General features: G+C 64.9%; 14 protein-coding genes and 1 tRNA gene. 1 reads left to right on the plus strand and 14 read right to left on the minus strand.

What is annotated here, in order from left to right; genetic code table 11:
* Nucleotides 1–2 precede the first annotated feature (2 nt).
* The 6 genes from gmd to P0M04_RS00475 form a co-directional block, all read right to left on the minus strand.
* Complete coding sequence (gene gmd, locus P0M04_RS00450; protein WP_259452437.1) at nt 3–1,118, minus strand: GDP-mannose 4,6-dehydratase; 1,116 nt, start codon at nt 1,116–1,118, stop codon at nt 3–5.
* A gap of 151 nt (nt 1,119–1,269) precedes the next feature.
* A complete protein-coding gene (locus P0M04_RS00455) occupies nt 1,270–2,649 on the minus strand; it encodes an undecaprenyl-phosphate glucose phosphotransferase (RefSeq protein ID WP_259452436.1) in 1,380 nt (459 codons plus the stop codon).
* A gap of 23 nt (nt 2,650–2,672) precedes the next feature.
* Nucleotides 2,673–3,869, minus strand: a complete 1,197-nt coding sequence (epsL, locus tag P0M04_RS00460) for an XrtB/PEP-CTERM-associated polysaccharide biosynthesis outer membrane protein EpsL (RefSeq protein WP_259452435.1) — start codon at nt 3,867–3,869, stop codon at nt 2,673–2,675.
* Between the two features lie 38 nt (nt 3,870–3,907).
* A complete protein-coding gene (locus P0M04_RS00465) occupies nt 3,908–4,633 on the minus strand; it encodes a CAAX prenyl protease-related protein (RefSeq protein ID WP_259452434.1) in 726 nt (241 codons plus the stop codon).
* A 55-nt stretch (nt 4,634–4,688) separates the two neighbouring features.
* Complete coding sequence (locus tag P0M04_RS00470; protein WP_259452433.1) at nt 4,689–6,605, minus strand: ATP-binding cassette domain-containing protein; 1,917 nt, start codon at nt 6,603–6,605, stop codon at nt 4,689–4,691.
* 66 nt (nt 6,606–6,671) lie between these two features.
* Nucleotides 6,672–6,746: transfer RNA gene (locus tag P0M04_RS00475), tRNA-Arg, on the minus strand.
* A 418-nt stretch (nt 6,747–7,164) separates the two neighbouring features.
* Here P0M04_RS00475 and P0M04_RS00480 point away from each other — a divergent pair.
* Nucleotides 7,165–9,363, plus strand: a complete 2,199-nt coding sequence (locus P0M04_RS00480; protein WP_259452432.1) for a bifunctional SulP family inorganic anion transporter/carbonic anhydrase — start codon at nt 7,165–7,167, stop codon at nt 9,361–9,363.
* Between the two features lie 29 nt (nt 9,364–9,392).
* Here the strand turns inward: P0M04_RS00480 and P0M04_RS00485 are convergent, their stop codons facing one another.
* The 8 genes from P0M04_RS00485 to P0M04_RS00520 all read right to left on the minus strand — a co-directional run bounded on the left by P0M04_RS00485 (nt 9,393) and on the right by P0M04_RS00520 (nt 23,491).
* Nucleotides 9,393–11,510 carry a hybrid sensor histidine kinase/response regulator gene (locus P0M04_RS00485; protein ID WP_259452431.1) on the minus strand — a complete coding sequence of 706 codons (2,118 nt, stop codon included), beginning with the start codon at nt 11,508–11,510 and terminating at the stop codon, nt 9,393–9,395.
* Nucleotides 11,511–11,810: 300 nt separating this feature from the next.
* Nucleotides 11,811–12,506, minus strand: coding sequence for a response regulator transcription factor (locus P0M04_RS00490; protein ID WP_259452430.1), 696 nt, complete (start codon nt 12,504–12,506; stop codon nt 11,811–11,813).
* 63 nt (nt 12,507–12,569) lie between these two features.
* On the minus strand, nt 12,570–16,793 hold the full coding sequence (locus P0M04_RS00495; RefSeq protein WP_259452429.1) for a hybrid sensor histidine kinase/response regulator: 4,224 nt from the start codon (nt 16,791–16,793) through the stop codon (nt 12,570–12,572).
* Entirely contained in the window at nt 16,790–17,959 is a 1,170-nt protein-coding gene (locus tag P0M04_RS00500; protein ID WP_259452428.1) for a patatin-like phospholipase family protein, read from the minus strand. Before P0M04_RS00500 ends, P0M04_RS00495 begins: the two co-directional genes overlap by 4 nt.
* Before the next feature lie 147 nt (nt 17,960–18,106).
* Nucleotides 18,107–20,137: a hypothetical protein gene (locus P0M04_RS00505; protein ID WP_259452427.1), complete on the minus strand. Its 2,031-nt coding sequence runs from the start codon at nt 20,135–20,137 to the stop codon at nt 18,107–18,109.
* Nucleotides 20,138–20,172: 35 nt separating this feature from the next.
* Nucleotides 20,173–21,810, minus strand: coding sequence for a gamma-glutamyltransferase (gene ggt, locus P0M04_RS00510; RefSeq protein ID WP_281042255.1), 1,638 nt, complete (start codon nt 21,808–21,810; stop codon nt 20,173–20,175).
* A gap of 222 nt (nt 21,811–22,032) precedes the next feature.
* Entirely contained in the window at nt 22,033–22,797 is a 765-nt protein-coding gene (locus tag P0M04_RS00515; RefSeq protein WP_105379647.1) for a 3-hydroxyacyl-CoA dehydrogenase, read from the minus strand.
* A gap of 82 nt (nt 22,798–22,879) precedes the next feature.
* The gene (locus P0M04_RS00520; RefSeq protein WP_259452425.1) at nt 22,880–23,491 is read right to left on the minus strand and encodes a hypothetical protein; all 612 of its coding nucleotides are present in this window, start codon (nt 23,489–23,491) and stop codon (nt 22,880–22,882) included.
* Between the last annotated feature and the right edge of the window lie 132 nt (nt 23,492–23,623).

The following is a 23,623-nucleotide window of genomic DNA, read 5'->3' on the forward strand; positions in this document are numbered from 1 at the left end:
GTTCACTCCAGTGAAATTGCAACGTTGTAGCCATGCGAGGCGAGGAGCTTGTGACGACGCGCCGTCTCGAGGTCGTGCGCCACCATTTCCTGCACCATTGCTTCGAAAGAGGTCCGGGGCTCCCAGCCGAGCCGGCGACGCGCCTTGCCCGGATCGCCGAGCAGCGTGTCGACTTCCGTCGGACGGAAGTATTGCGGGTCGACGGCGACGATCGGTTGGCCCACCACGACCCCGGGTGCCTTGTCGCCGTGGATGGCGGCGATCACGCCGCGTTCGTGCACGCCCTCGCCCTGCCACGCGATCTCGATGCCCAGCTCGCGCGCGGCCGTTTCGACGAAGTGCCGCACGGAATACTGGCGGCCCGTCGCGATGACGTAGTCCTCCGGCGTGTCCTGCTGCAGCATCAGCCACTGCATCTCGACGTAATCGCGTGCATGGCCCCAGTCACGCAGCGCGTCGAGGTTGCCGAGAAACAGCTGCTGCTCCAGGCCTTGCGAAATGTTCGCGAGGCCGCGCGTGATCTTGCGCGTGACAAAGGTCTCGCCGCGGCGCGGGGATTCGTGGTTGAACAGGATGCCGTTGCAGGCATACAGGCCATACGCTTCGCGGTAATTGACCGTGATCCAGTAGGCGTACAGCTTGGCGACGGCATACGGGCTGCGCGGATAAAACGGCGTCGTCTCGCGCTGCGGGGTTTCCTGGACGAGGCCGTAGAGTTCCGACGTGGACGCCTGATAAAAACGCGTCGTCTTTTCCAGGCCGAGGAACCGGATCGCTTCCAGCAGGCGCAGCGTGCCCAGGCCATCGACGTCGGCCGTGTATTCCGGCGATTCGAACGACACGGCCACGTGGCTCATCGCACCGAGGTTGTAGACCTCGTCCGGACGGACTTCGCACAGGATGCGGTTGAGGTTCGACGTGTCGGACAGGTCGCCGTAGTGCAGGTGGAAGCGACTGTCTTCGACGTGCGGGTCCTGGTAGATGTGATCGATCCGCTCGGTATTGAAGAGCGAGGCGCGCCGCTTGATGCCATGCACTTCATAACCCTTGGCCAGCAGGAGTTCCGCGAGATAGGAACCGTCCTGGCCGGTGACACCCGTGATCAACGCTTTCTTCATTGGCTGTTGTCCTGGCGAATTGTTATGCAAAATCAATAAAAAATTGCAATCTCAGCAATTATTCTCACGCAGCCCATCCGGCGCCGCAAGCGCCGATCCGATTGAATCCGGCTCTTTAAGTCGAACCTAAGCGACCCCACATGTGCAGGTCTTAAAACGCGTTCTCGCGCGTCAACACGACTTTTACGGTCTTGAGGACGATCCACAGATCCAGCCACAGCGACCAGTTGCGCAGGTAATCGAGGTCGTACTGGATACGCGCCTCCATCTTGTCCAGCGTGGCCGTTTCGCCACGCAGGCCGTTGACCTGGGCCCAGCCGGTAATGCCCGGTTTGACCTTATGGCGCAGCATGTATCCCTTGATCAGCTTGCGATACTGCTCGTTGTGCGCGACCGCGTGCGGACGCGGCCCGACGATGCTCATCCTGCCCTGCAACACGTTGACGAACTGCGGCAGTTCGTCGAGCGACGTGCGGCGCAGGAAGCGGCCGATGGGCGTCACGCGGTCGTCGTCCTTGCGCGCCTGCACGACGGCCGCGCCGTTTTCCGTCACCTTCATCGAGCGGAATTTGTAGACGATGATCTCTTCGCCATACAGGCCGTAGCGGCGCTGGCGGAAAATGATCGGGCCTGGCGAATCCATCCTCACGGCCACGGCGATCGCGAGCATCAGCGGCGCCAGCAACAGCAGGATGAGGCACGACAGTACGATGTCGGAGCCGCGCTTGATGGTGCTGTTCAGGCCCATGAACGGGGTCTCGCAGATCGCGATCACGGGCATGCCGCCCACGTTGTCGAAGCGGGCCTGCATCAGGTCGAAGATGTAAACGTCCGGCAGGAAATAGACGGACGCGGTCGTGTCCTGCAGCTCGTCGATGAGCTTGCGGATGCGCGGCTGCGCCGAGATCGGCTGGCTGATGAAGATCATCTTGATGCCGTTATCGCGCACGTACTGCACCAGCTCGCTCGTCTTGCCCAGCATCGGGTGCGGCAGCTCGGCCGGGTGCCGTTCGCCGTCGCGGTCGTCGAAGAAGCCGCGCACCTGCATGAACAGGTTCGGATGGCGGTCGCAGATGCCGGCGAATTTCAGGCCCACGTCGTTGACGCCGACCACCACGACGGAGCGTACTTCCTTGTTGTTGCCGGGCCGGTTCGCCATGCGCACGGCGATGTGGCTGCCCAGCAAAATCAGCGGCGTGGCGACGGCCCAGGCGAGCAGCACGCGCTCGTCGTAATAGTATTTGAGGCCGCTGGACGAACCGAGGAACATCAGCACGGCGAGCGTCACGCACCAGCCGAAGATCGTGTCGCGCGCATAGGCCCACATGCGGCCGCTGCGCCACGTGCGGTACGGATCGACGTGCTGGTACACGGCCGACGAGATGAAGAACGCCAACACCATCAACACCAGCAGGTAGCCCGAGAACGGTTCATGGAACAGCACCGCCGACAGGTACAGGGTGCCCATGATGATCAGAGGATCGAGTACGCGCTGGAAAAACGAAATCAGCGGTATGTCATTGACGGTCATAAGGACAATCAGAAACTGCGCAATCAGAACTGCGCATTGGCCGACAGCGACACGCTGTTCGACTTGAAGCTGCCCGTACCGAGCACCGGCGATCCGCTGCGCGCCTGATGCGCCAGCCCGGCCGATACCTGGATGGTCGGCCGCGGCGTCCACGTCGCGGACAGGCTCTGCGTGCGGATGGAATCGCGGATGTCGCCCGCGTTGGCGAACGTCTCGCGCGCGTTGTAGTTGCGCCGCTCGTAGACGGCGTCGGCATTCACCTTGATCTTGGCCGTCGCATCCCACTGCGCGCCCACGCTGGCGCCCTTGTTCAGCGTATAGCTCACGACCGTGCTCTCCAGCGGCGCGAAGTCGCGCCAGACGGCGGCGCGGTACGTCATCTTGCCGCGCGGCTGGTACGTGGCCTTGACCTTGCCGGCCACGCCGCTCGTCTTGCCCGTGCCGAACGAAGGCTGGTCGCGCCGTGTGTAGCCGACCAGGGCGTCGAACGTCGTGGAGCCCGTCGCGATCCACAGCACACGTGCCTTCAGTTCATCCTGCGTGAAATTGTCGTTGAGAAGGTTCGGACCGACGGGGCGCGGATAGGGATATTTGCCCTTGACCCGCCGCGCCACGAGGCCGACCGTGCTGCCGCTGCTGGGCAGGTAATCGAGCTCGACCTCACTCGAGTCCTCCGTGCGGTTGTTGTAGCGCTGGGCGAACAGCTCGTAGTCGTACTTGTCGCGCTGGAAGCCCGTGCGCACGCGCCAGGACGAGTGGAAGCGCCACGCGCCTTCCGCGAACTGGCTGCGGCTGCGGCGAAGGTTGCGCTCGTTGCTCTGGAAATCAGTGTAGGGCGCCAGCACCTGCTGGTAGGTGGTGCCGACCTTGCCTTCGAGGTGGTTGCCGAGTTGCCAGAACCAGGTTGCCTGCAAGTCCTTGCCATCGTAATTCAGCTGTTTGAAATGGTCGAAGTCGTACTTCGACAGCTTGGCCACGATGGAAATCCGCTGGCGGCTGTAGGTCTTATCGAAGATCAATCCACCCTCGCGCATCCACCACGAATCGGCGCGGGTGCCATCGAAGCCGGGCTGGCCTTCGGGGATACGCAGCAGGTTGTCGTCGTGGCCGTAGCCAACGCCGGCATAGAGGTGGAGCGCATCGCTGGGGCCGGCACCGGCGGGCAAGGTGAACAGGGTGCAGAGCAACAGGGCAAGGGGACGCACGCGGAAATTCAGCATGATGGTTTATCTTTTTCTTGAAGTTAATGGCGGACGGCTTACCAGTAAGACCAACTGCCGGTCCGAACCACCCACACACCCAGCAGGCCGTTGGTGACGGCGTGTGCCAGGATCGGCGACCACAAGTTGCGGTGACGCATGTACAGCAGACTGTAGGCCGCGCCCGCAACGATCCCGGCAAGCCAGAGGTTATGTTCGACACCGAACAGCACGACGGTGATCACGAAACTTTTGATGGTGAGTTGAGAGGGCACAACCGACTCGAAGTCGGGCGCATCGACCCATCGCATCAAGAAAGAGCGCCAGAACAACTCTTCCATGACAGGCACGACGAGCGCCGCGCCGGCGATGCGGATCGCAACGAGCAGCCAGTCGATGCGGCCATCGACGCGTGGATCGAAGCCGGATGGGGAACCGACGACCATCCAGTCAGCGTCCAGGCTGATCCACAGCACGAGCACGAGCACGCCCGTCGCCAGCGCGGTGAGCAGCTGCGACGGTGTGAGATAAAAGGGGGAAAGTTCTCGATACTGGCGCCAGAACAGCGCCAGCAACAGGGCCACGAGGGCGATCTTGGCGGGGTACAGCCAGCGCAGGGCGTCCTGCGGGACACCCAGGCGTTCGAGCACGTCGCCGATGACGATGAAGGCCAGGTAGGCGGCGAAAGGCAGGATGCGAAGCCAGGCCGCGCGGTTGAACATCGGAGCGTCGGCGGAGATGGCTGCCGTGGCGGGCACGGCGCAGCGGTCTTCATGCTCAGTCAATGTTCCTCCGTCAGCGGGCGCCTGGCCCGCGCTCAGCGATGCGCTAACGCATGGGCTATTCTCCCCGTGCGCGCGCTTCGAGGACTTCCCAACGCTCCAGGGCGTCGAGCAGCAGCTCCTCGATTTCAGCGTAACGCGCATTGATCCGGCGCGCGTCAGCGGGATTGGTCTTGTAGAAGTCGGGCGCATTCAGCTGTGCCGTGATGGCCGACTGCTCGTCTTCAAGGCTGGCGATAAGCTGAGGCAACTCCTCCAGCTCTCGCTGCTCCTTGTAACTCAACTTTACCTTCTTGCCGGGCGCGTTCTGTGCGCTGGATGACATATCCTGCGCTTTCGCCGGCGGGGCCTTTTGTGCTACCGCGGGCGCGGGCGTGGGGGTCGCTTTCACGCGTTCCCAGTCGCTATAGCCACCGACAAATTCGCGCCATGCCCCCTGCCCTTCGGACACGATGACTTGCGTGACGACGTTGTCGAGGAACGTGCGGTCGTGGCTGACGAGGAACACGGTGCCCGTGTAATCCGTCAACAGTTCTTCGAGCAGTTCGAGCGTATCGATGTCGAGGTCGTTGGTCGGTTCGTCGAGCACGAGGCAGTTGGCCGGCTTGGCGAACAGCCGCGCCAGCAGCAGGCGGTTACGCTCGCCGCCGGACAGCGATTTCACGGGCGAACGCGCGCGCTCGGGCGCGAACAGGAAGTCGCCCAGGTAGCTCATCACGTGCTTGCGCTGGCCGTTGATCTCGACCCAGTCGCTGCCCGGCGCGATCGTATCGGCCAGCGTCGCTTCCTCGTTCAGCTGCGCGCGCATCTGGTCGAAGTAAGCGACGTTCAAACGCGTGCCCAGCTTGACGTTGCCGCTGTCCACCGTCTCTTCGCCAAGAATGATTTTCAGCAGCGTCGTCTTGCCCGCGCCGTTCGGCCCGATCAGGCCGACCTTGTCGCCGCGCATGATCGTGCCCGTGAAGTTGCTGACGATCGTTTTCTCGCCATAGGCCTTCGAGATGTTTTCCAGTTCCGCGACGATCTTGCCGGAACGCTCCCCGGTCGCGACGTCGATCCGCACCTGGCCTTGCTGGTCGCGGCGCGCGGAACGCTGCAGGCGCAAGTCTTCCAGGCGGCGCACACGGCCTTCGTTGCGGGTGCGGCGCGCTTCCACGCCCTTGCGGATCCACACCTCTTCCTGTGCAAGCACCTTGTCGAACTTGGCGTTCTCGACCTCTTCGATCGCGAGCAGTTCTTTCTTGCGCTCCTGGTACTTGCTGAAATTGCCGGGGAACGACAGCAGGCGGCCGCGGTCCAGTTCGATGATGCGCGTGGCGACGTTGTCGAGAAAGCGGCGGTCGTGGGTGATGAACAGCACGGAGCCGCGGAATTCGCGCAGCAGGCCTTCCAGCCACTGGATCGACGTGAAGTCCAGGTGGTTCGTCGGTTCGTCCAGCAGCAGCACGTCCGGGCCGGACACGAGCGCGACGGCCAGCGCCACGCGCTTCTGCATGCCGCCCGACAAGGTGCCCATCTTCGCATCGCCCGCGAGGCCCAGGCGGCCCAGCGTCGTCTCGACCCGGTTGCCGAGGTTCCACGCATCCGTCGCGTCGAGTTTCACTTGCAGATCGTGCATGCGCTCCATGATGGCGTCGTCATTGCCATGACCGAATTGCCCCGTCAGCGACTCGTATTCCGCGAGCATCGCCTGCTGGTCGCCCATGCCCATGGCGACCGCGTCGAACACCGTCATCTCCGGATCGAACACGGGTTCCTGCTCGACGTACGCGATCTTGACGTTCTGCTGCATGACGAGCAGGCCGTCGTCCAGTTTCGAACGGCCGGAAATGATTTTCAGCAGCGACGATTTGCCGGTGCCGTTGCGGCCGATGAGGCCGACGCGTTCGCCGGCTTCCAGCGAGAAATCGGCATGGTCGAGCAGCGCGACGTGGCCGAATGCCAGTTGCGCGGAAGAGAGGGAAATGACAGCCATGGTGTGAGCGGCCGCGACGCCGATCGGTTCGCGGACTTCCGTAAAAAGTGTGGGAGGCGGTGGAAGTGGTGTCGCCAGCAGGAATCGAACCTGCATCTAAGTCTTAGGAGGACCTTGTACTATCCATTGTACTATGGCGACACTCTGCGTACTGCAGCCAGCTATTCTACAGCAGCCACGCCCCTCCCACAACGTTCGCCCCCTCTCCAGGCGTCCGCACGTTTATCAGAGTCGTAATTCGGGATTATTCAAAGCAATAAAAATAACCCGATAAAAACCGCTTTTATCCAAATCCATTCGGTCGAAAGAATTGTAACGTTTGATTGGACATGCTGGACGCATTTGCAAACTGCATGTTATATTTTTTCCCCGTCGTTTTAACAATCGACGTTCCTGAAAATGCATCGAAACGGTGCATTGCACCGTTTTGGTTCAATCCAAATCAAACGTTCATGAATCCGATTCATCGGCCAAAACCCGATGTAAATCGTTATATCGCCATGCGCAAAACGAATAAGCGCATTCTGACTGACAACCATCGTTCTTCCGCGAGATTCTCATGCATACGAATACCCTCAAGTACGATTTGCCGGCCGGCATAGTAGTGTTTCTTGTCGCCTTGCCCCTGTGTCTCGGTATTGCCCTCGCCTCGGGCGCACCTTTGTTTTCCGGGATTATTTCCGGCATTATCGGCGGCATCGTCGTCGGTGCCATCAGCGGTTCCCACACGAGCGTCAGCGGCCCCGCGGCCGGGCTGGCGGCCGTCGTCCTCGCCTCGATCACGAAACTCGGCGCCTTCGAGATCCTGCTCGTGGCCATATTGATTGCCGGCGTAATGCAATTGGCCATGGGTTTCGCCCGTGCCGGCTTTATCGCCAATTACATTCCGTCGAACGTGATCAAGGGATTACTCGCGGCGATCGGCATTCTGCTGATTCTCAAACAGATTCCCCATGCGATCGGTTATGACGCCAATCCGGCCGATGAAACGTCGTTCATCCAGGCCAATGGCGAAAACACGTTTTCCGCCATTGCGCACGCATTCAATGCAATCACGCCCGGCGCCATGATCATTGCACTGCTGTCGATGCTGATCCTGGTGTATTGGGACAAAACGCCATTAAAAAACATCAAATTGCTGCCGGCGCCATTGTTCGTCGTGGCATTGGGCGTTGCACTGAATGTGACATTCGATCGTTTCTTTCCTGCACTGAGCATCGATCCGGAACACCTCGTCGATATCCCGCCCATCGATATCGGCAACCTGGGTGCTTACCTGCATTTCCCGGACCTCGCCCATTTCACGAACCACGACGTGTGGATCGTCGGCTTCACGATCGCGATCGTCGCGTCGCTGGAGACGCTGCTGAACGTGGAAGCGGTCGACAAGCTCGATCCGCACAAGCGCGAAACGCCGACGAACCGCGAACTCGTCGCGCAAGGCGTCGGCAATATCTGCGCCGGCCTGCTGGGCGGCCTGCCCGTCACGTCCGTCATCGTGCGCAGTTCCGTCAACATCCAGAACGACAACCGCACGAAGGCGTCGACCATCGTTCACGGCCTGCTGCTGCTCGCCAGCGTGCTCGTACTGGCGCCCATGCTGAACCTGATCCCGCTCGCCGCGCTGGCCGCGATCCTCATCGTGACGGGCTACAAGCTGGCCAAGGTCTCGCTGTTCCGCGACATGTACAAGAAGGGCTGGTCGCAGTTCGTGCCGTTCGCCGTCACCGTCGCCGCGATCGTGCTGACGGACCTGCTGACCGGCGTGCTGATCGGCCTCGCCGCCGCCCTGTTCTACCTGATGCGCAGCCACTTCAAGAATCCGTTCTCGATGGAACAGTACCGCCTGCACATCGGCGAAGTCGTCAAGATGGAATTGCCGAACCAGGTGTCGTTCCTGAACAAAGCGACGATCAAGAGCGCGCTGTGGGAAATCCCGGAGAACGCGAACGTGCTGATCGACGCGGCCAACTCGGACTACATCGACCACGACGTGCTGGAAGTCATCAACGACTATCGCGTCGTGGCGGCGGAACGCAACGTCAAGCTGAACGTCGTCGGGCTGCGCGACGAATACGTCCTGCACGACCCGATCCAGTTCGTGCCCGCCCTCGACAAGGACACGCAGACCAGGCTGGCTCCGGAAGACGTGCTGCAACTGCTGCGCGACGGCAACGAGCGCTTCCGCGCGGGCCGCACGACCAAGAAATACTATCTGCACCAGGTCGAGGCGACGGCGGGCGGACAGCACCCGATGGCCGTCGTCGTCAACTGCATCGATTCGCGCACGTCGCCGGAAATCATCTTCGATGCCGGCCTGGGCGATTTGCTGACGATCCGCATCGCCGGCAACGTGATCAGCCGCGAGATCATCGGCAGCCTGGAGATCGCCCATAAACTGGGCGCGAAACTGATCGTCGTGAAAGGCCACTCGAGCTGCGGCGCGATCGGCCTCGCGCTGCAGAACGAAGGCGCGCACAGCATGGGGGCGATCACGGGCAAGATCCGCAAGGCGGTCGACCAGTGCAAGTGCGGCGCCCACCATCCGCTGGACAGCAAGGCGATGCTCGAGGACGTCACGCGCCGCAACATCGAGAACTCGCTGGATGAGATCATCGCCGGCAGCGCCTTCCTGCGCGAGCGCATCGCGCGCGGCGAGATGGGTCTCGTGGGCGCGTACCACGACATCGCGACGCGCACCGTGCACTTCGGTGAACTCGTCACGCTGGACGACGGCCGGAACGACCTGGCCGCCTGACGTTCAACCGACAAGCCCGAAGCCGCCGCTCAGGCGGCTTCGGCGCCCGTCTCCGCGTTCACCTCAGTACCCACACTCTGCGCCAGCATGCAGCCGACCTTGTCCACCAGCGCGTTCATGGCAAAAGGCTTGGTCAGGATTTCCATCTGCGCGGGCAGCTTCTCGTTCTTCATCACCGTGCTTTCCGCATAGCCCGTCACCATCAGTACGGGCAGTTGCGGCCATTGCACGCGCACGTGGTCGGCCAGCTGGCGGCCGTTCATGCCGTTGGGCAGGCCGACGTCGGTCACGAGCATGTCCGGCCGCGCGTCCTTCAACAGGCGCAGCGCCTGCGGCGCGTCGCAGGCGACGAGCACCGTGTAGCCCTGCAGCTCCAGCACCTCGGACATCACGGCGCGGATGTCCGCCTCGTCGTCGACGACCATCACCACGCCCTTGCGGGACCCCGCTTCCAGCGGCGGCTCGACGTCCGGGCTGGCCGCCGCCGGCGTCTCGACCAGGTGGCGCGGCAGCAGCAGGCGCACTTCCGTTCCCTGCCCCGGCCGCGATTCGATGCGCACGTTGCCGCCCGACTGGTGCGCGAAGCCGTACACCATCGACAGGCCCAGGCCGGTCCCCTGCCCCATCGGCTTCGTCGTGAAGAACGGGTCGAACGCGCGTGCGGCGACGTCCGGCGCCATGCCGGCGCCGTTGTCGCGCACGCTCACCTGCACATATTCTCCGGGCCGCAGGTCGCCGTGGCGGCGCGCCTGGGCTGGCGTGAGCGTGACGTTTTCCGTCTCGATGACGAGCAGGCCGCCTTCCGGCATCGCGTCGCGCGCATTGTTCGCCAGGTTCAGCAAGGCGCTTTCCAGCTGGTTCGGGTCGCACAGGGTCGTCCACAGCGCCGCGGCAAGACGCGTGCGCACGGCGATCGACGGGCCGGCCGCGCGCTCGATCAGGTCCGTCATCGACATCACGAGTGCGTTGACGCTGGTCGGCTTCGGATCGAGGGCCTGGCGGCGCGAGAACGCGAGCAGGCGGTGCGTGAGCGCGGCGGCGCGTTGCGTGACGCCGAGGGCGGCGTCGATGCGCGTCAGCAGATCGCCGCTCTGGCCCATGCGCAGGCGCAGCTTCATCAGTTCCAAATGACCCGTCACGCCCGCCAGCATGTTGTTGAAATCGTGCGCGAGACCGCCCGTGAGCTGGCCCACGGCTTCCATCTTCTGCGACTGGCGCAGCGCTTCCTCGGCCTGGCGCAGCGCGTCGGCCTGGTGTTTTTCCGCCGTGATGTCGCGCGCGACGCCGTACAGCAGTTCGCCTTCCGGGGAGATCGTCCACGACACCCAGCGGTACGAACCGTCCTTGTGCAGCACGCGCGTCTCGTAGCCGACGAGCGGCGTGCCGTCGGCCAGGACCTGCATCTTCCGCAGGACGTCCTCGCGGTCGTCCGGGTACACCATCTCCATGAACGGACGCGTGGTCGCTTCCTCGGCACTCCAGCCGAAGGACGCGGTGAACGCGGGATTCACGGTGAGGAAGCGTCCCGTCGCCAGCGATGCCGCCGCCATCACGTCGGGCGAGATGCGCCACAGGCGTTCGCGGTCGCTCGCGTGCGACGCCACCTGGTGCGTCAGCGCCTCGTTCAGGCGGCGCAGCGTCTCTTCCTTCTGGCGCAGGGACGCCAGCGCGCGTACCTTGCCGGTGGTCTCGACGACCGTGCACAGGATGCCGCCGACGGTGCCGTCGTCGTCGCGCACGGGACTGTACGAGAACGTGAACCAGCTCTGTTCCGGATAGCCCTGGCGCTCCATCAGCACAGGCATGTCTTCGTGGTGGCAGGCTTCGCCCGCGTAGGCTTTCGTCGCGATCGGCCCGACGGTGTCCCAGACTTCCGGCCAGACCGTGCGGAACGGCAGGCCCAGCGCGGCCTTGTCGCCGAGCAATGGGGTATAGGCATCGTTATGAAAGCTGATCAGGTCGGCGCCCCAGCACAGCAAGGTGGGGAACCGGGAATTCAGCGCCAGGCCCAGTGCCGTGCGCAGTGCGCCCGGCCAGTGCTCGATGGGTCCGAGCGCCGTGGCGCGCCAATCATGTGCGGCGATACGCGCGGCCATCTGGCCGCCGCCGGTAAGGAAGGTCAGGCTGGGGGAAACCGTGGTCTTCATAGTCCTCGCTCATGCAATCCCTGGTCGATAGTCCATCCCGACAGTTCTCTGCTGCCGTGCAAAGTCGACTATTTTAATGACAAGCTCGTGACGGACGGCGCGCGCTTGGCGCGGTCCGTACGGGGCAAAAAAGACGCCCGACAAGTTGCCGTTCTGCCTGGGATATGCTGCATGCCGGCCACGGCAAAGGATCAGTATGCCGGATTCCGCAACCGTGTGGAGGGGTGATTTACAACATTTCCGACAACAATTTTTCGCGTTTTCCAGCAGGAATTTAACGTTGCGAACAGGCGCGAAACCTTACATCGCCAGGTGCCGGGCGGCATCGGTCTGGCGCATGACGGCGCGATGCGCGGCCTCCAGTTCGCGCGTCAGGGCGGCGCCGTCGGGTGCGTCGCGCAAGGCGTCGAAACCGTTCGCGGCACCGTGCAGGCCCAAGGTGCGGCAGCCCTCGCACAGGCGCGCGAGGTGGGCGCGGGCCGCGTCGAGCTGGCTCGTGGCCAGCAGCGCGGCCAGGTCGGTGCCGGCGCTGACGAGCTGGCGCTGCAGGCCGCCGAGGTACAGCAGCAGGCGCGTGGCGTCGATGCCGAGGCGGCGCAGGGTGGCGTCGGGCTGCTCGTCGGGCGCGCGCATCAGGGGTTGCAGGTGCTGCGCGACGCGCGCAGCGTCGAACGGCTTGACGATGTAGCCGGCGGCGCCCAGCGACAGCGCCTGCTCCATCGTCGCGCCATCGGCAGCGGCCGAGACGAGGACGAACGGCAGGCCGGCGAAACGGGCATCCGCTTTCACGCGCGCCAGCAATTCCATGCCCGACAGACGGGGCATGCGCAGGTCGCAGAACAGCAGCACGGGATCCGCGCCGGCGTCGAGTTGCGCCCACGCGTCTTCGCCATCCTCCGCTTCCAGCACGTCGAATACGCCGCTCGCGGTGCTGTCGATCATATGCATCAGCATCATGCGCGACACCACGTCATCGTCGACTATCAGAACCTTCATCCCTGCCCCATTGTGTCGCAATTGTTAAATGGCAATTATACAGATAACTTGCAAGCGCACGATTCAGGCTGTTTCCGCTTCGAAACGAGCCAGCAGGTCCCACAGGCGCGGCAGGCCGGCGCGCACGGCGTCGAGCTGCCCGGCGTCCGCCAGGCCCTCGAGTTCGGCACACAGCGCACGAAGCCCGTCCTCGCCCAGGTAGCCGGCGCTGCCCTTCATGCCGTGCAGGACGCGCCCGGCCGTGTCATGGTCGCCCACCTCCAGCGCCTTCTCCAGTTCGATGCGGCGGCGCGGCAGGTCGGCCAGGAAGGCGCCGCGCAGGCGGTCCTTCAGGTCGCCCGTGCGCCGCACGATACCGGGCTCCGGCGCGACCGGCGCGACGGCGTCGGCCGGCACGTCGAACATGGCATCCAGCTCGGCCGTCGACGGCGTGCGCGCGGCCGGCGCCGGCATCGGCGCGAGCTCGATCCCGCGCTGCAGCTGGCGCTCGATCGCGCGCGTGATGTGGAAGTGCAGCTGCGCGTCGTCGATGGGCTTGGTGATGAAGGCATCCATGCCGCAGGCCAGGTAGCGCGTGCGGTCTTCCTCGCTGACGTTGGCGGTGAGCGCCACGATCATCAGGTGCTGGTCCAGCACGGGCGCGTCCAGCGGACCGCCGGCGCGGATCAGGCGCGTGGCCGTCGCGCCGTCCATCTCGGGCATGCGGCCGTCCATCAGGATCAGGTCGTAGCGCGTGCGTGCGCAGGCCATCACGGCCAGCAGGCCGTTCTCGACGACGTCGACCTGGTGGCCCAGCTCTTCCAGCATCATGCGCACGATGATCTGGTTGGTCGGATAGTCTTCCGCGCACAGCACGCGCAGGCGGTGCGTGTGCGGCGCGCGCGGCTGGTCGACGACGGAGTGCGGCTGCACGCCGTCCGCCAGCGGCAGCACGAAGCTGAACGTGGAGCCCACGCCCGGCGTGCTGGCGACGCCGATCGTGCCGCCCATCAGTTCGACGAGCTGGCGGCAGATCGCCAGGCCCAGGCCCGTACCGCCGTAGCGGCGCGTCGTCGTCGCGTCGGCCTGCTCGAATTTCTGGAACAGGCGCGGCAACGCATCCGGCGCGATGCCGATGCCGGTGTCTTCCACCGAGAAGCGGATCATGTTGCGGCCCGCGCGGTCGTGCTGGTCTTCCGGACGGCGCTCGACGCGCACGGTGACCGAGCCGCTCTCGGTGAACTTGAAGGCGTTGCCGACGAGGTTCACGAGGATCTGGCGCAGGCGGGTCGGATCGCCCACGACGAAGCGCGGCAGGTCCGGCTCGAGGCGCACGGCGAAGCCCACGCTGTGCGCGCCGGCCTGCTCCTCGAACAGCGTCCCCACGTGGGAGATCGATTCGTCGAGCGCGAAGTCGATGTTCTCGATGGTCAGCTTGCCCGCCTCGATCTTGGAAAAGTCGAGCAGGTCGTTGATGATCGCCAGCAGCGACTGCGCGTTCGCCTGGCCGCGCAGGATCTGCTCGCGCGTGCAGTCGCGCAGTGCCGTGTCGCGCAGCGCGAAGCCCAGCATGCCGATCACGCCGGCCAGCGGCGTGCGCATCTCGTGGCTCATGTTGGCGAGGAACTCGGACTTCTGGCGCGTGGCGTCTTCCGCGCGCTGCTTGGCCTGGTACAGCCGCTCCTCGTTTTCCTGCAGCGCGTCGTTGGCCAGCGCCAGCTCGTTCGTGCGGCGCCGCACCTGCCGTTCCTGCTCGCGCAATTCCTCGGTCTGGCGTTCGAGCAGGCGGTTCTGCTGCTCGATGCGCTCCGTACGCGCGCTGACCTGCTGCTCCAGCATGGCCTTCTGGCGGCGCAGGACGTCCACGCGGATGCGGTACGCGCCGTAGCCGCAGCCGATCACCACCAGCGCGCACAGGGTGCGGAACCACCACGTCTTCCAGTACGGCGGCAGGACGGTGATCTCCAGCGTGGCGGCGGCGTCGCTCCAGACGCCATCCTTGTTCGCCGCGCGCACCTGGAACGTGTAGGTGCCCGGATCGAGGTTCGTGTAGGTGGCGAAGCGCTTGCCGGCGTCGACGCCGATCCAGTCCTGGTCGAAGCCGACGAGACGATAGGCGAAGCGGTTGCGGCCCGGGGCGGCGAAGTGCAGCGCCGAGAACTCCAGCGAGAACACGGAATCCTGCGGCGTGAGCGTGATGCCGGACAGGCGCTCGATGGGGCCCGGCAGCATGCCCGGACGGACGTCCTGCCACGGCTGGCCGAAGATCTGCAGGCCGGTGATGACGGCGCGCGGCGCGATCAGGTTGTCATGCAGTGCGCGCGGATTGAACGCCGTGATGCCGTTGTTGCCGCCGAAGTAGAGCGTGCCGTCGGCCACGCGCAGCGCGGACGCGTCGAAATAGGCGCCCTCGATCGTGCCGTCGGTCGCATTGTAATTGCGCCAGGCGCCGCTGGACGGATCGAGCCGGTGCAGGCCACTCGAACTGGAGACCCAGATGAAGCCGTCGAGGTCTTCCTGCATCGCGGCCACGACGTCGTCCGCCATGCCGTCGCGCACCGTGTAGCGCTGGAAGCGCGGCGTGCCGTCGGCGCCGATGACCATGCGGTTCAGGCCCACGGCCGTGCCGACCCACAGGTCGCCGCGCCGGTCTTCCAGCAGGTAGTGCACCTCGTCGTGCGACAGGCTCGTGGGATCGTCCGGGTCGTGGCGGAAGTGGCGGAACTTGCCGGTGCCGCGGTCGAGCAGGTCCAGGCCGTCGAACGTGCCGACCCAGAAGCGGCCGTGGCGGTCTTCCAGCATCGGGCGCACGATGTTGTCGGCCAGGCTCGCGGCCGCGGCCGGGTCGTGCTGGTACGTCGTCTGCTTGCCGTCCGGTGCGATGCGGTGCAGGCCGCCGCGGCTCGCGGCCCACAGGGTGCCGTCGCGCGTGACGTGCACGTTGCGCACGAAGTTGGCGTCGACGTCGTCCATGGACAGCGGGCGCCGCGTGAACTGGCCGGTCTTCGGATCGAAGCGCGCGAGGCCATTGCGCGTGCCGACCCACACGCCGCCGTCGCGGCCCAGCGCCACCGACGTCGCCATCGCATCGCCCGTCAGCCCCGCTTCGACGGGGGACAGGCGCCATGCCTGGTCCGCGCCGGTCGCCGGATCGAACAGGTGCAGGCCGCCGTTCGTGGCGAGCCACAGCTTGCCGGTACCCTCGCCGACGATGCCGCGCACCTTGTTGTCTTCCAGCGCGAGCGGCGTGTCGTCGCCGCGCACGATGCGCGCGAAGCCGCCGCTGCCCATGTCCGCGCGCGATACGCCGCCGTACCACGTGCCGACCCAGAACGTGCCCACGCGGTCGCCGTACAGCGCCGTGACCTGGTTGTCGCCGAGGCTGTAGCTGTCGGTGATGCGGTGCGGATGGCGTTCGAAGCGGCCCGGCGCCGGCAGCCAGCGGTACAGGCCGCGGTCGTGCGAGCCGACCCAGACCTGGCGCTCGGCATCCTCGTACAGCACGTTGATCTCGCCGGGCGGCATGCCGTCATCAAGCCCGAACGTGCGGACGTCGCCTTTCTGGCCCAGCGGCAGTCGTTCCAGGCCGCCCATGCTGCCGACCCACAGGCCCTGGCCCGCGTCGACCATCAGCGCCTGCACGAAGTCGTACTTGCCGCCGCGCGGCGACGGGTGGTGGCGGAAGTGCATCCGCTCCGGATCGAGGCTGTCGAGGCCCGCCGCGGTGCCGATCCACAGGCGGCCGTCGCGCCCGCGCGCGAGGGCCGTCAGCTTGTCCGACGCGAGGCTGTCCGGCACGCCCGGCACGTGGTGCCACGTATCGAAGCGGCCGGTCGCGATGTCGAAGTGCTGCAGGCCGTCCGCGGTCGCGAGCCACAGGCCCTCCTTGCCGTCGTCCAGGATGGCGCGGATGTGGCGGTTGCCGTTGCCCCGCTTGGCCGGTTCGTCCGGCAGGAAGTGGGTGAACGTACCGGTCTTCGGTTCGTAGCGATCGAGCCCGCCGTCCGTGCCGATCCACAGCCGGCCCTTGCGGTCGACGTACAGCACGCGCACCCAGTTGTTGGCGAGCGTCTTCGGATCGCCGACGACGTTGCGGAAATTCGTGAAGCGGTAGCCGTCATAGCGCGACAGGCCGGACTGGGTGCCGAACCACATGAAGCCGTCCGGGTCCTGGACGATGGACAGCACGGATTCCTGCGCGAGGCCGTCGTCCACCGACAGGTGCTCGAAGCGCAGGGTCGGGGTCGGCGCGGCCTGGGCGAGCCCGAGCCACAGCAGCGCAACCAGCAGGAACAGCCATCGTCTCATGCTTCGAAAAACTCCAGTACGTCGTGGCGCCGGGCATACGTGTCGCGCTGGCCCAGCGCCATCAGTTCGCGCGTGTAGCCGCCTTCGAACAGCAGGTAGGACGCGAGCGCGGCGCCGCGCTTTTCCGTCGCGCCGATCCCGCCCAGCAGGGTGCGCACGGGCCCCGGCAGGTCGTGCGTGTGGCGCGCGGCGATGTCGTCCAGGCGTTCCGACGGCACGATCGCGAGCAGCCGGATGCGGCGCAGCGGCGTCTTCGCCAGCAGGTCGTCCGGCAGCATCGACAAGGTATCGTTGACTCTCTGCAGGCGTTCGATGTCCATCGCGAGGCCGTCGAGGAAGATCGACGACAGCGCGTGGCCGGCGATCTGGGCGACGCTCGGATAGTGCACGCGCGCCGGCAGGTGGTTCACGGTTTCGTTCATGCGGCCCGCCCCCACGACGAGCACGCGGCGCGCGCCCAGGTGGATCGCGGGCGCGATCGGCGCCAACTGGCGCATCGAGCCGTCGCCGCAGTATTCCATACGGCCGTCCAGGTACAGCGGCACGGCCGGGAAAATGAACGGCAACGCGCTCGACGCAAGCAGGTGGTCGACGCCGATCTGTCCCTGCAGGGCGACGCGCTGGTGCCGCTTCCATGGCGCGATCTCGCGTTCGCTCTGGTAGAACGTGACGTGCTGGCCGCCGCTGTACGACGACGCGGTGACGGCGAGCGCGTCCAGGCAGCCGCTGGCCAGCGCCGCGTCGAGGCGCGGCAGGTCGAGCATGTGGTGCAGCAGGCCGACGAGCGGCGTGTTGTCGAGCAGCGAAGCCGGCGGCGCCGCATGCCACTGGCGCAGCATCCAGCCGAACGACAGCAGCGACAGCCAGCGCGCGCCGGAGCGCAGCACGCCCAGCGAATCGGCACGATAGACCTGCGTGACATCGATGCCCTCCCACACGTCCGCCAACTGGTCGACGGCGTCGCCGAAGTCGTCGGCGCGGCAGGCCAGCCCGGCCGCGTTGAGGGCGCCGGCCGACGTGCCGCAGATGATCTCGAACGGGTTGCGCGCGGCGGGCCAGCCCGCCTCCCCCAGGATGCGGGAGATCGCCTGCAAGACCCCCGCCTGGTAAGCCGCGCGCGCGCCGCCACCGCTGAGAATCAAACCCGTTTTACATTCAATATCCACAGAGCAAGATTAGCAAACTCTGCCTAACTTGCGTTGAATAAATAGCTTTTCGACAAACACTTCGTTGTATAAGGGCCTCGACAAACGGTCAAAAGCGCGCCCGCGGCCGGCCGCCGAGACTCGGCCGGATGACATCGTACGCTACGCTTACCTGGAAACATCGGGCGAAGGACGATACCGAACACTCTGTGTTGAATCCAGCTCATCTTTGCCGACGTATTTGCGCTTAATCTCAGCGAGATCGGTGTCGACTTTATAGAAGTGATGTGTGAGATGAACACCGTTTTGCTCGGGAAAGCGGAAAGACGTTTCACGTTCTTGCACCTGCAGATCCGCCAGATGCGGCGGGTGTGCCAGATATGCGGCCAGTCCACCCCCGGCATCTTCGCTGCCCTCGTAGAACCGTAGCGACAGTTCGTGCCCGTCCGTGCGCCATTGCTTCAATTTCACGTACGAATTTTCGATATAGGCGAGCAGGATCGGAAGATCGATTACCGGGATGCCGTCGAACGCGAACCCCGTGTATATCGCGGAATTTACTAAAACACAGGAAACGATTTCAGGGCAGTCAGCGGGTACCTCCACCCCGTTCTTCGCCATCCGTTCGCAAAAATATGCATAGTTTCCCCGAACGAGCGCCGCCTTCGCCTTGATTTGTCCGGCAGCGTCCTGGATCGTGTCGAAGTAGTTAGCGAACTGCAACGCATCATCCGGCCACAGGATGCATTTCGCCTCGATGAGCAAAATCGTGGAACCGACGACGAGGACGAGATCGATATCTTCCGTGACGCCGTTCAGTTTCAACTTCAACTTGCTGTTAACCAGTTTGAAAATCCGCTCCGCGTCGCTCCGCTTGCGGGCAATTTCGATTTCCTTTCTCGCAAATCGCTCGAAGCAAGTACCTCGTACGGCCATGGCCACGCCACCCTGACGCATCCAGCCCTCGGCAATCCGAAAAAGATGAACGCTGAGAATGCATGGAAAGACAAAGTAGTACAGGTCACCGATCCTGATCAAAGGCTGGGTCCACAACTCCTGTTCGCCTTTTCCGCGAAATACGAACACGGCGAGGATGTCCCTTGCGCGTTTCGCATCCACGCGCAAGGCACGCGCGATGACGTTCGTCAGTAGGTAGCGGCTCATCGCAGGACCACCCCGTTCGCACGCCGCGATATCGTCGACGTCGTCCGTGACCGCATCTTCGTAGACACGCCTCGCGAGCGACTCGAGGACTCGCCAAGCCTGCATGAGCTGCCTGAGGGTCACGGCGCCGAATTTCGGCAACGGACGATCCATCAGCTCTTCATAGCATCCTTCCTCGACCGTCAGCGCTTCCACGGTCGCCAGAACGCCTTCGTCCATCGTCTTTTCGTTGAAGCTCAGGTCGACACGTTCCACACGGGTCCCGCCGTAAATCCTGGATACCAGCGGCACTTTGCTGACACTCGCCTTTTGCTGCGGACTCAAACCTTTCAAGTCCGCAGCCAACGACAGACTGTGCTGCAGCGCGGCGTTGACACGGCGGTAAATGGAAACGGTGCGACACCGTTCTTTGTTTGTGTCGCCGGGACGAAGTGCGACACTTCCGTCATGTTCCTCGTCAAGCAGGTAACCGTTACCCTCACACTCGCTCCAATATTCGCACGCGGTGCGGTAAGTGACGGCCACACCCACTTCATGCGCAATCTGCTCGATATCGGCCTGTGTAAGCGCTGGCTCCGGAATCCAGAGCGTGGTTTCCCTGTGTTCGTTGACCAATTCACCCAGCACATGCCTGAGTCCGTCACCGAGACCGGTCATGATTTCGTCGACAAAAAATTCTTCGCTGCCATCGCAATCCAGCGTGACATCCAATACACCGTTCAGGTTGCGACCGTCGTGGGCTGCCATCGATTGCGACATCGACAGGCCACAGATCCGGTGATAATGGTGCGTCGATATCGCCAATATCGCACGCATGAGTTGAGCAGGCCGCAGGCGCGATTGGCTTAATTTTTTCTCCGCACGTATGCGGGTGAGCAGCGTGTCGAAAAAGAGCCCGGCCGTGAACAGATTATGGAAGTCCGGCGTCCAGCTTTCCGCGTCCATCGCACTGAGCCATTTTTCCCGGGAAAACTCTTTCTTGTTCGGTCCCGGAGGGAGCTGACGACGTATTTCTTTTCTGTCTTTCGATGCCATTGCCGGGCAGTCTACGTGTGGAATGGACCTGGTCTTCAATCGCCTTTTGCAACACCTTCCCTACGCGGGTCGGCACCGCCGAGCCACAGGGGCACGCCGTGAATCTCCGTGCGCGCGATGCCCTGCAGGCCGGACGTCTGCTCGAACACGCGCACGTCGTGGCCGCGCGCTTGCAGGGCCTTCACCTCGGACAGCGGGAAGCGCCCGGCCTCCAGTTCCGTCGGGCCGTTGCGGCTGCCGAAGTTCGGCAGCGAGATCGCCTGCTGCATGTCGAGGCCCCAGTCGAGCGTGCCGACGAGGACCTTCGCCACGTAATTGATGATCAGCGGACCGCCCGGCGAGCCGACCGCTTCCACGAATTTTCCTGTCTTCTTGTCGAACACGATCGTGGGGCTCATCGCGCTGCGTGGACGCTTGCCCGGCTCCACGCGGTTGGCGATGGGGCCGTTCGCGTCGCGCGAATCGAACGAGAAGTCGGTCAGCTGGTTGTTGAGGATGAAGCCGTCGACCATCTGGCGCGAGCCGAACGCGTCCTCGACGCTCGTCGTCATCGACAATCCCGCGCCGTACGGATCGACCGCGACGACGTGCGACGTCGAATGCGCTTCGATCGAATTGTCCAGGCCCCAGTTCCACGCCATCTCCACGCCCGGCGGATGGCCCGCTTGCGCCTTGCCCATCGAGCGTTGCCCGACGAGGCTCGCACGCTGCTGGAGATAGCGTTTGTCCAGCAGCGCGGGTACGCCGCGGCCGGGCAGCGGGACGAAGTCCGTGTCGGCGGCGTAGCGGTCGCGGTCCGCATACGCAAGGCGGCCCACTTCCGAGAACACGTGCACGGCGTCCGCGCCCGGGATGCCGTTCGCTGGCGCCAGCGCTTTCATGTCGCGCGTCTCGAACATGCCGAGCATCTGCGCGACGGCGATCCCGCCCGACGACGGCGGCGGCATGCCGCATACGGTGTAGGCACGGTAGTCGTTGCAGACCGGCTCGCGCAGCTTGGGTTGATAGGCGGCGATGTCGGCCGCGGTCAGCAGGCCCGGATTGGTCGGGTGGCTTTTGACTTTCGTCTCGATGTCGCGCGCGATGCGGCCCGTGTAAAAGACGTCGGCGCCGCCGGCGGCCAGTTCGCGCAGGGTGCGCGCCAGTTCGGGATTCTTCAGCACGTGGCCGACGGGCCACGGCTTGCCGTCGGGCGCATAGAAGTAGGCGCGCGCCGTCGGGTCGTTGCGGAGGTACCGGTCCCCGGCGAGGAGGCCGTTCAGGCGCGGGCTCACCGCGAAGCCTTGTTCCGACAGGCGGATCGCGGGCTGGAACAGCGTCTTCCACGCCAGCTTGCCGTGCTGGCGGTGGGCCAGCGCCAGCATGCGCAGCACGCCCGGCGCGCCCGTCGAACGGCCGCCCACGATACCCTCGGACCTCGACATCGGCGTGCCGTCCGGACGCTGGAACAGATGCTCGTCCGCCTTCGACGGCGCCGTCTCGCGGCCGTCGAACGCCTGCACCTTCTTGCCGTCGTAGTACATCAGGAACGCGCCGCCGCCGATGCCGGACGATTGCGGCTCGACGAGCGTGAGGACCAGTTGCGTCGCGATCGCCGCGTCGATCGCCGTGCCGCCCTGCTTCAGCATCTCGTAGCCCGCCTCGACGGCCAGCGGATTCGCGGCCGCCACCATGTACTTGCGCGCCGTCCAGCCGGCCTTCTCGGTATAGCCGCTGGCGGCCTCGGGGCTCGCTGCAGCGCCGAGGCGTCCTGGGCGAGCGTGACGGCGGGTTGGAGGGCGGCGGTCAATACGCCGCCCAAAAGGAGGGTAAGCAACTTCGGGGCGAGCAACTTCGAGGTCATACGATTTCTCCGGAAATACCAGAGGGCATCGTACAGGAAATTGCTTAAGCGCTCACTTCGGCTGCATGCGGATGGCACCGTCCAGGCGGATCGTCTCGCCGTTCAGCATGACGTTTTCGATGATGGTCTTCGCCAGGTGCGCATACTCGCGCGGCATGCCGAGGCGCGGCGGGAACGGCACCATCTTGCCCAGCGAATCGCGTACTTCCTGCGGCATGCCCATCAGCATCGGCGTCTCGAAGATGCCCGGTGCGATCGTCATCACGCGGATGCCGCTGCGCGACAGGTCGCGCGCCATCGGCAGGGTCATGCCGGCCACGCCCGCCTTCGACGCGCCGTATGCGGCCTGGCCGATCTGGCCGTCGAACGCGGCGACGGACGCCGTGTTGATGATCACGCCGCGCTCGCCGTGTTCCAGTCCCTCTTCCTTGCCCATCGCATCGGCCGCCAGGCGGCACATGTTGAAGGTGCCGACGAGGTTGATGTTGATGGCGCGCTGGAAGGCGTCCAGCGGATGCGGGCCGTCCTTGCCGACCGTCTTGATGGCGGGCGCGACGCCGGCGCAGTTGACGAGGCCGCGCAGGCTGCCCAGTTCCAGGGCCGCCGCCACGACGGCCTGTCCGTCGGCTTCCGACGTCACGTCGCATTTCACGAAACGCGCCGCGGCACCCAGTTCGGCGGCCAGTGCCGCGCCGGCTTCCTGCTGCACGTCGGCCAGCACGACCTTGCCGCCCGCTTCCACGATGGTGCGCGCGGTGGCCGCGCCCAGGCCCGAAGCGCCGCCCGTCACGATGAACACGTTATTCTGGATTTGCATCTGTCTCCCTTTCGTTATTCGCTGGATGTTCCGTTTACGTAAACGTCAACCAGCGGATTCTAGCGGGATTTGGGCTGATACGTCAAAAACACGTGACCGTGGTCCCGTTCCGCGCACATGCACGGCCGGTGCTGCTGGTGCCGGCATTACCGCCGGCGTTGAACGTATTGCCGGCCCCATCCGTGCAAACGATGCCCTGGCAGCCGCGGATCACGGTGGTGCTGGGCACGGTCGGTTGCGGCGCTGTCGCCCGCGGCGGGATCGGTACGGCGACGGTGGCGGGCGGCGTCTCGCCGGACCGCAGCGGCCGCGGCGCCATCGGCCCCTCGCCCTGTGACGCCGGGTGGCGGCGTACGGCGCGGCGGCGCAGTTCCTCGAGCTGCTTGTCGCTCAGCTTCTTCTCGGGCTTCTCGGACGGCGGGGCCTGGCGGGTCAACGTATCCGCCTCGTCGTGCACCTCGGCCGGGTCCTTGCGGACGACGTCCGCGCCCTGCTGCGCGCGCGGGTTCAGCACGGGACCATAGCTCAGCGGCGCCGGCGGCGGCGTGCGCGCAGGCTTCGTCGTGCTCGCTTCGTCGGGCACGGCCGCGTCGCGGTTGGCCTGCTCCGTCCGCTGGGTCTGGTTCTGCGCGTGCGCCGCGCACGTCCACGCGAGCAGCGCGCATGCGGTCAGTACATATGGTTTCGGTTTCATGATCCGTCACTCCTCGCGTCCATTATCGGCCGCACTGCGCCGTGCCGGCGCGCTGCTGTGCGTCAGACGAGTGTCAGGTGCGCGTCAGTTTCCTGCGCCACGCTGTTAAGCTGCCACGATGCATGTTTTCAA

The sequence above is a fragment of the Telluria mixta genome, assembly GCF_029223865.1.
GTDB lineage: Bacteria > Pseudomonadota > Gammaproteobacteria > Burkholderiales > Burkholderiaceae_D > Telluria > Telluria mixta.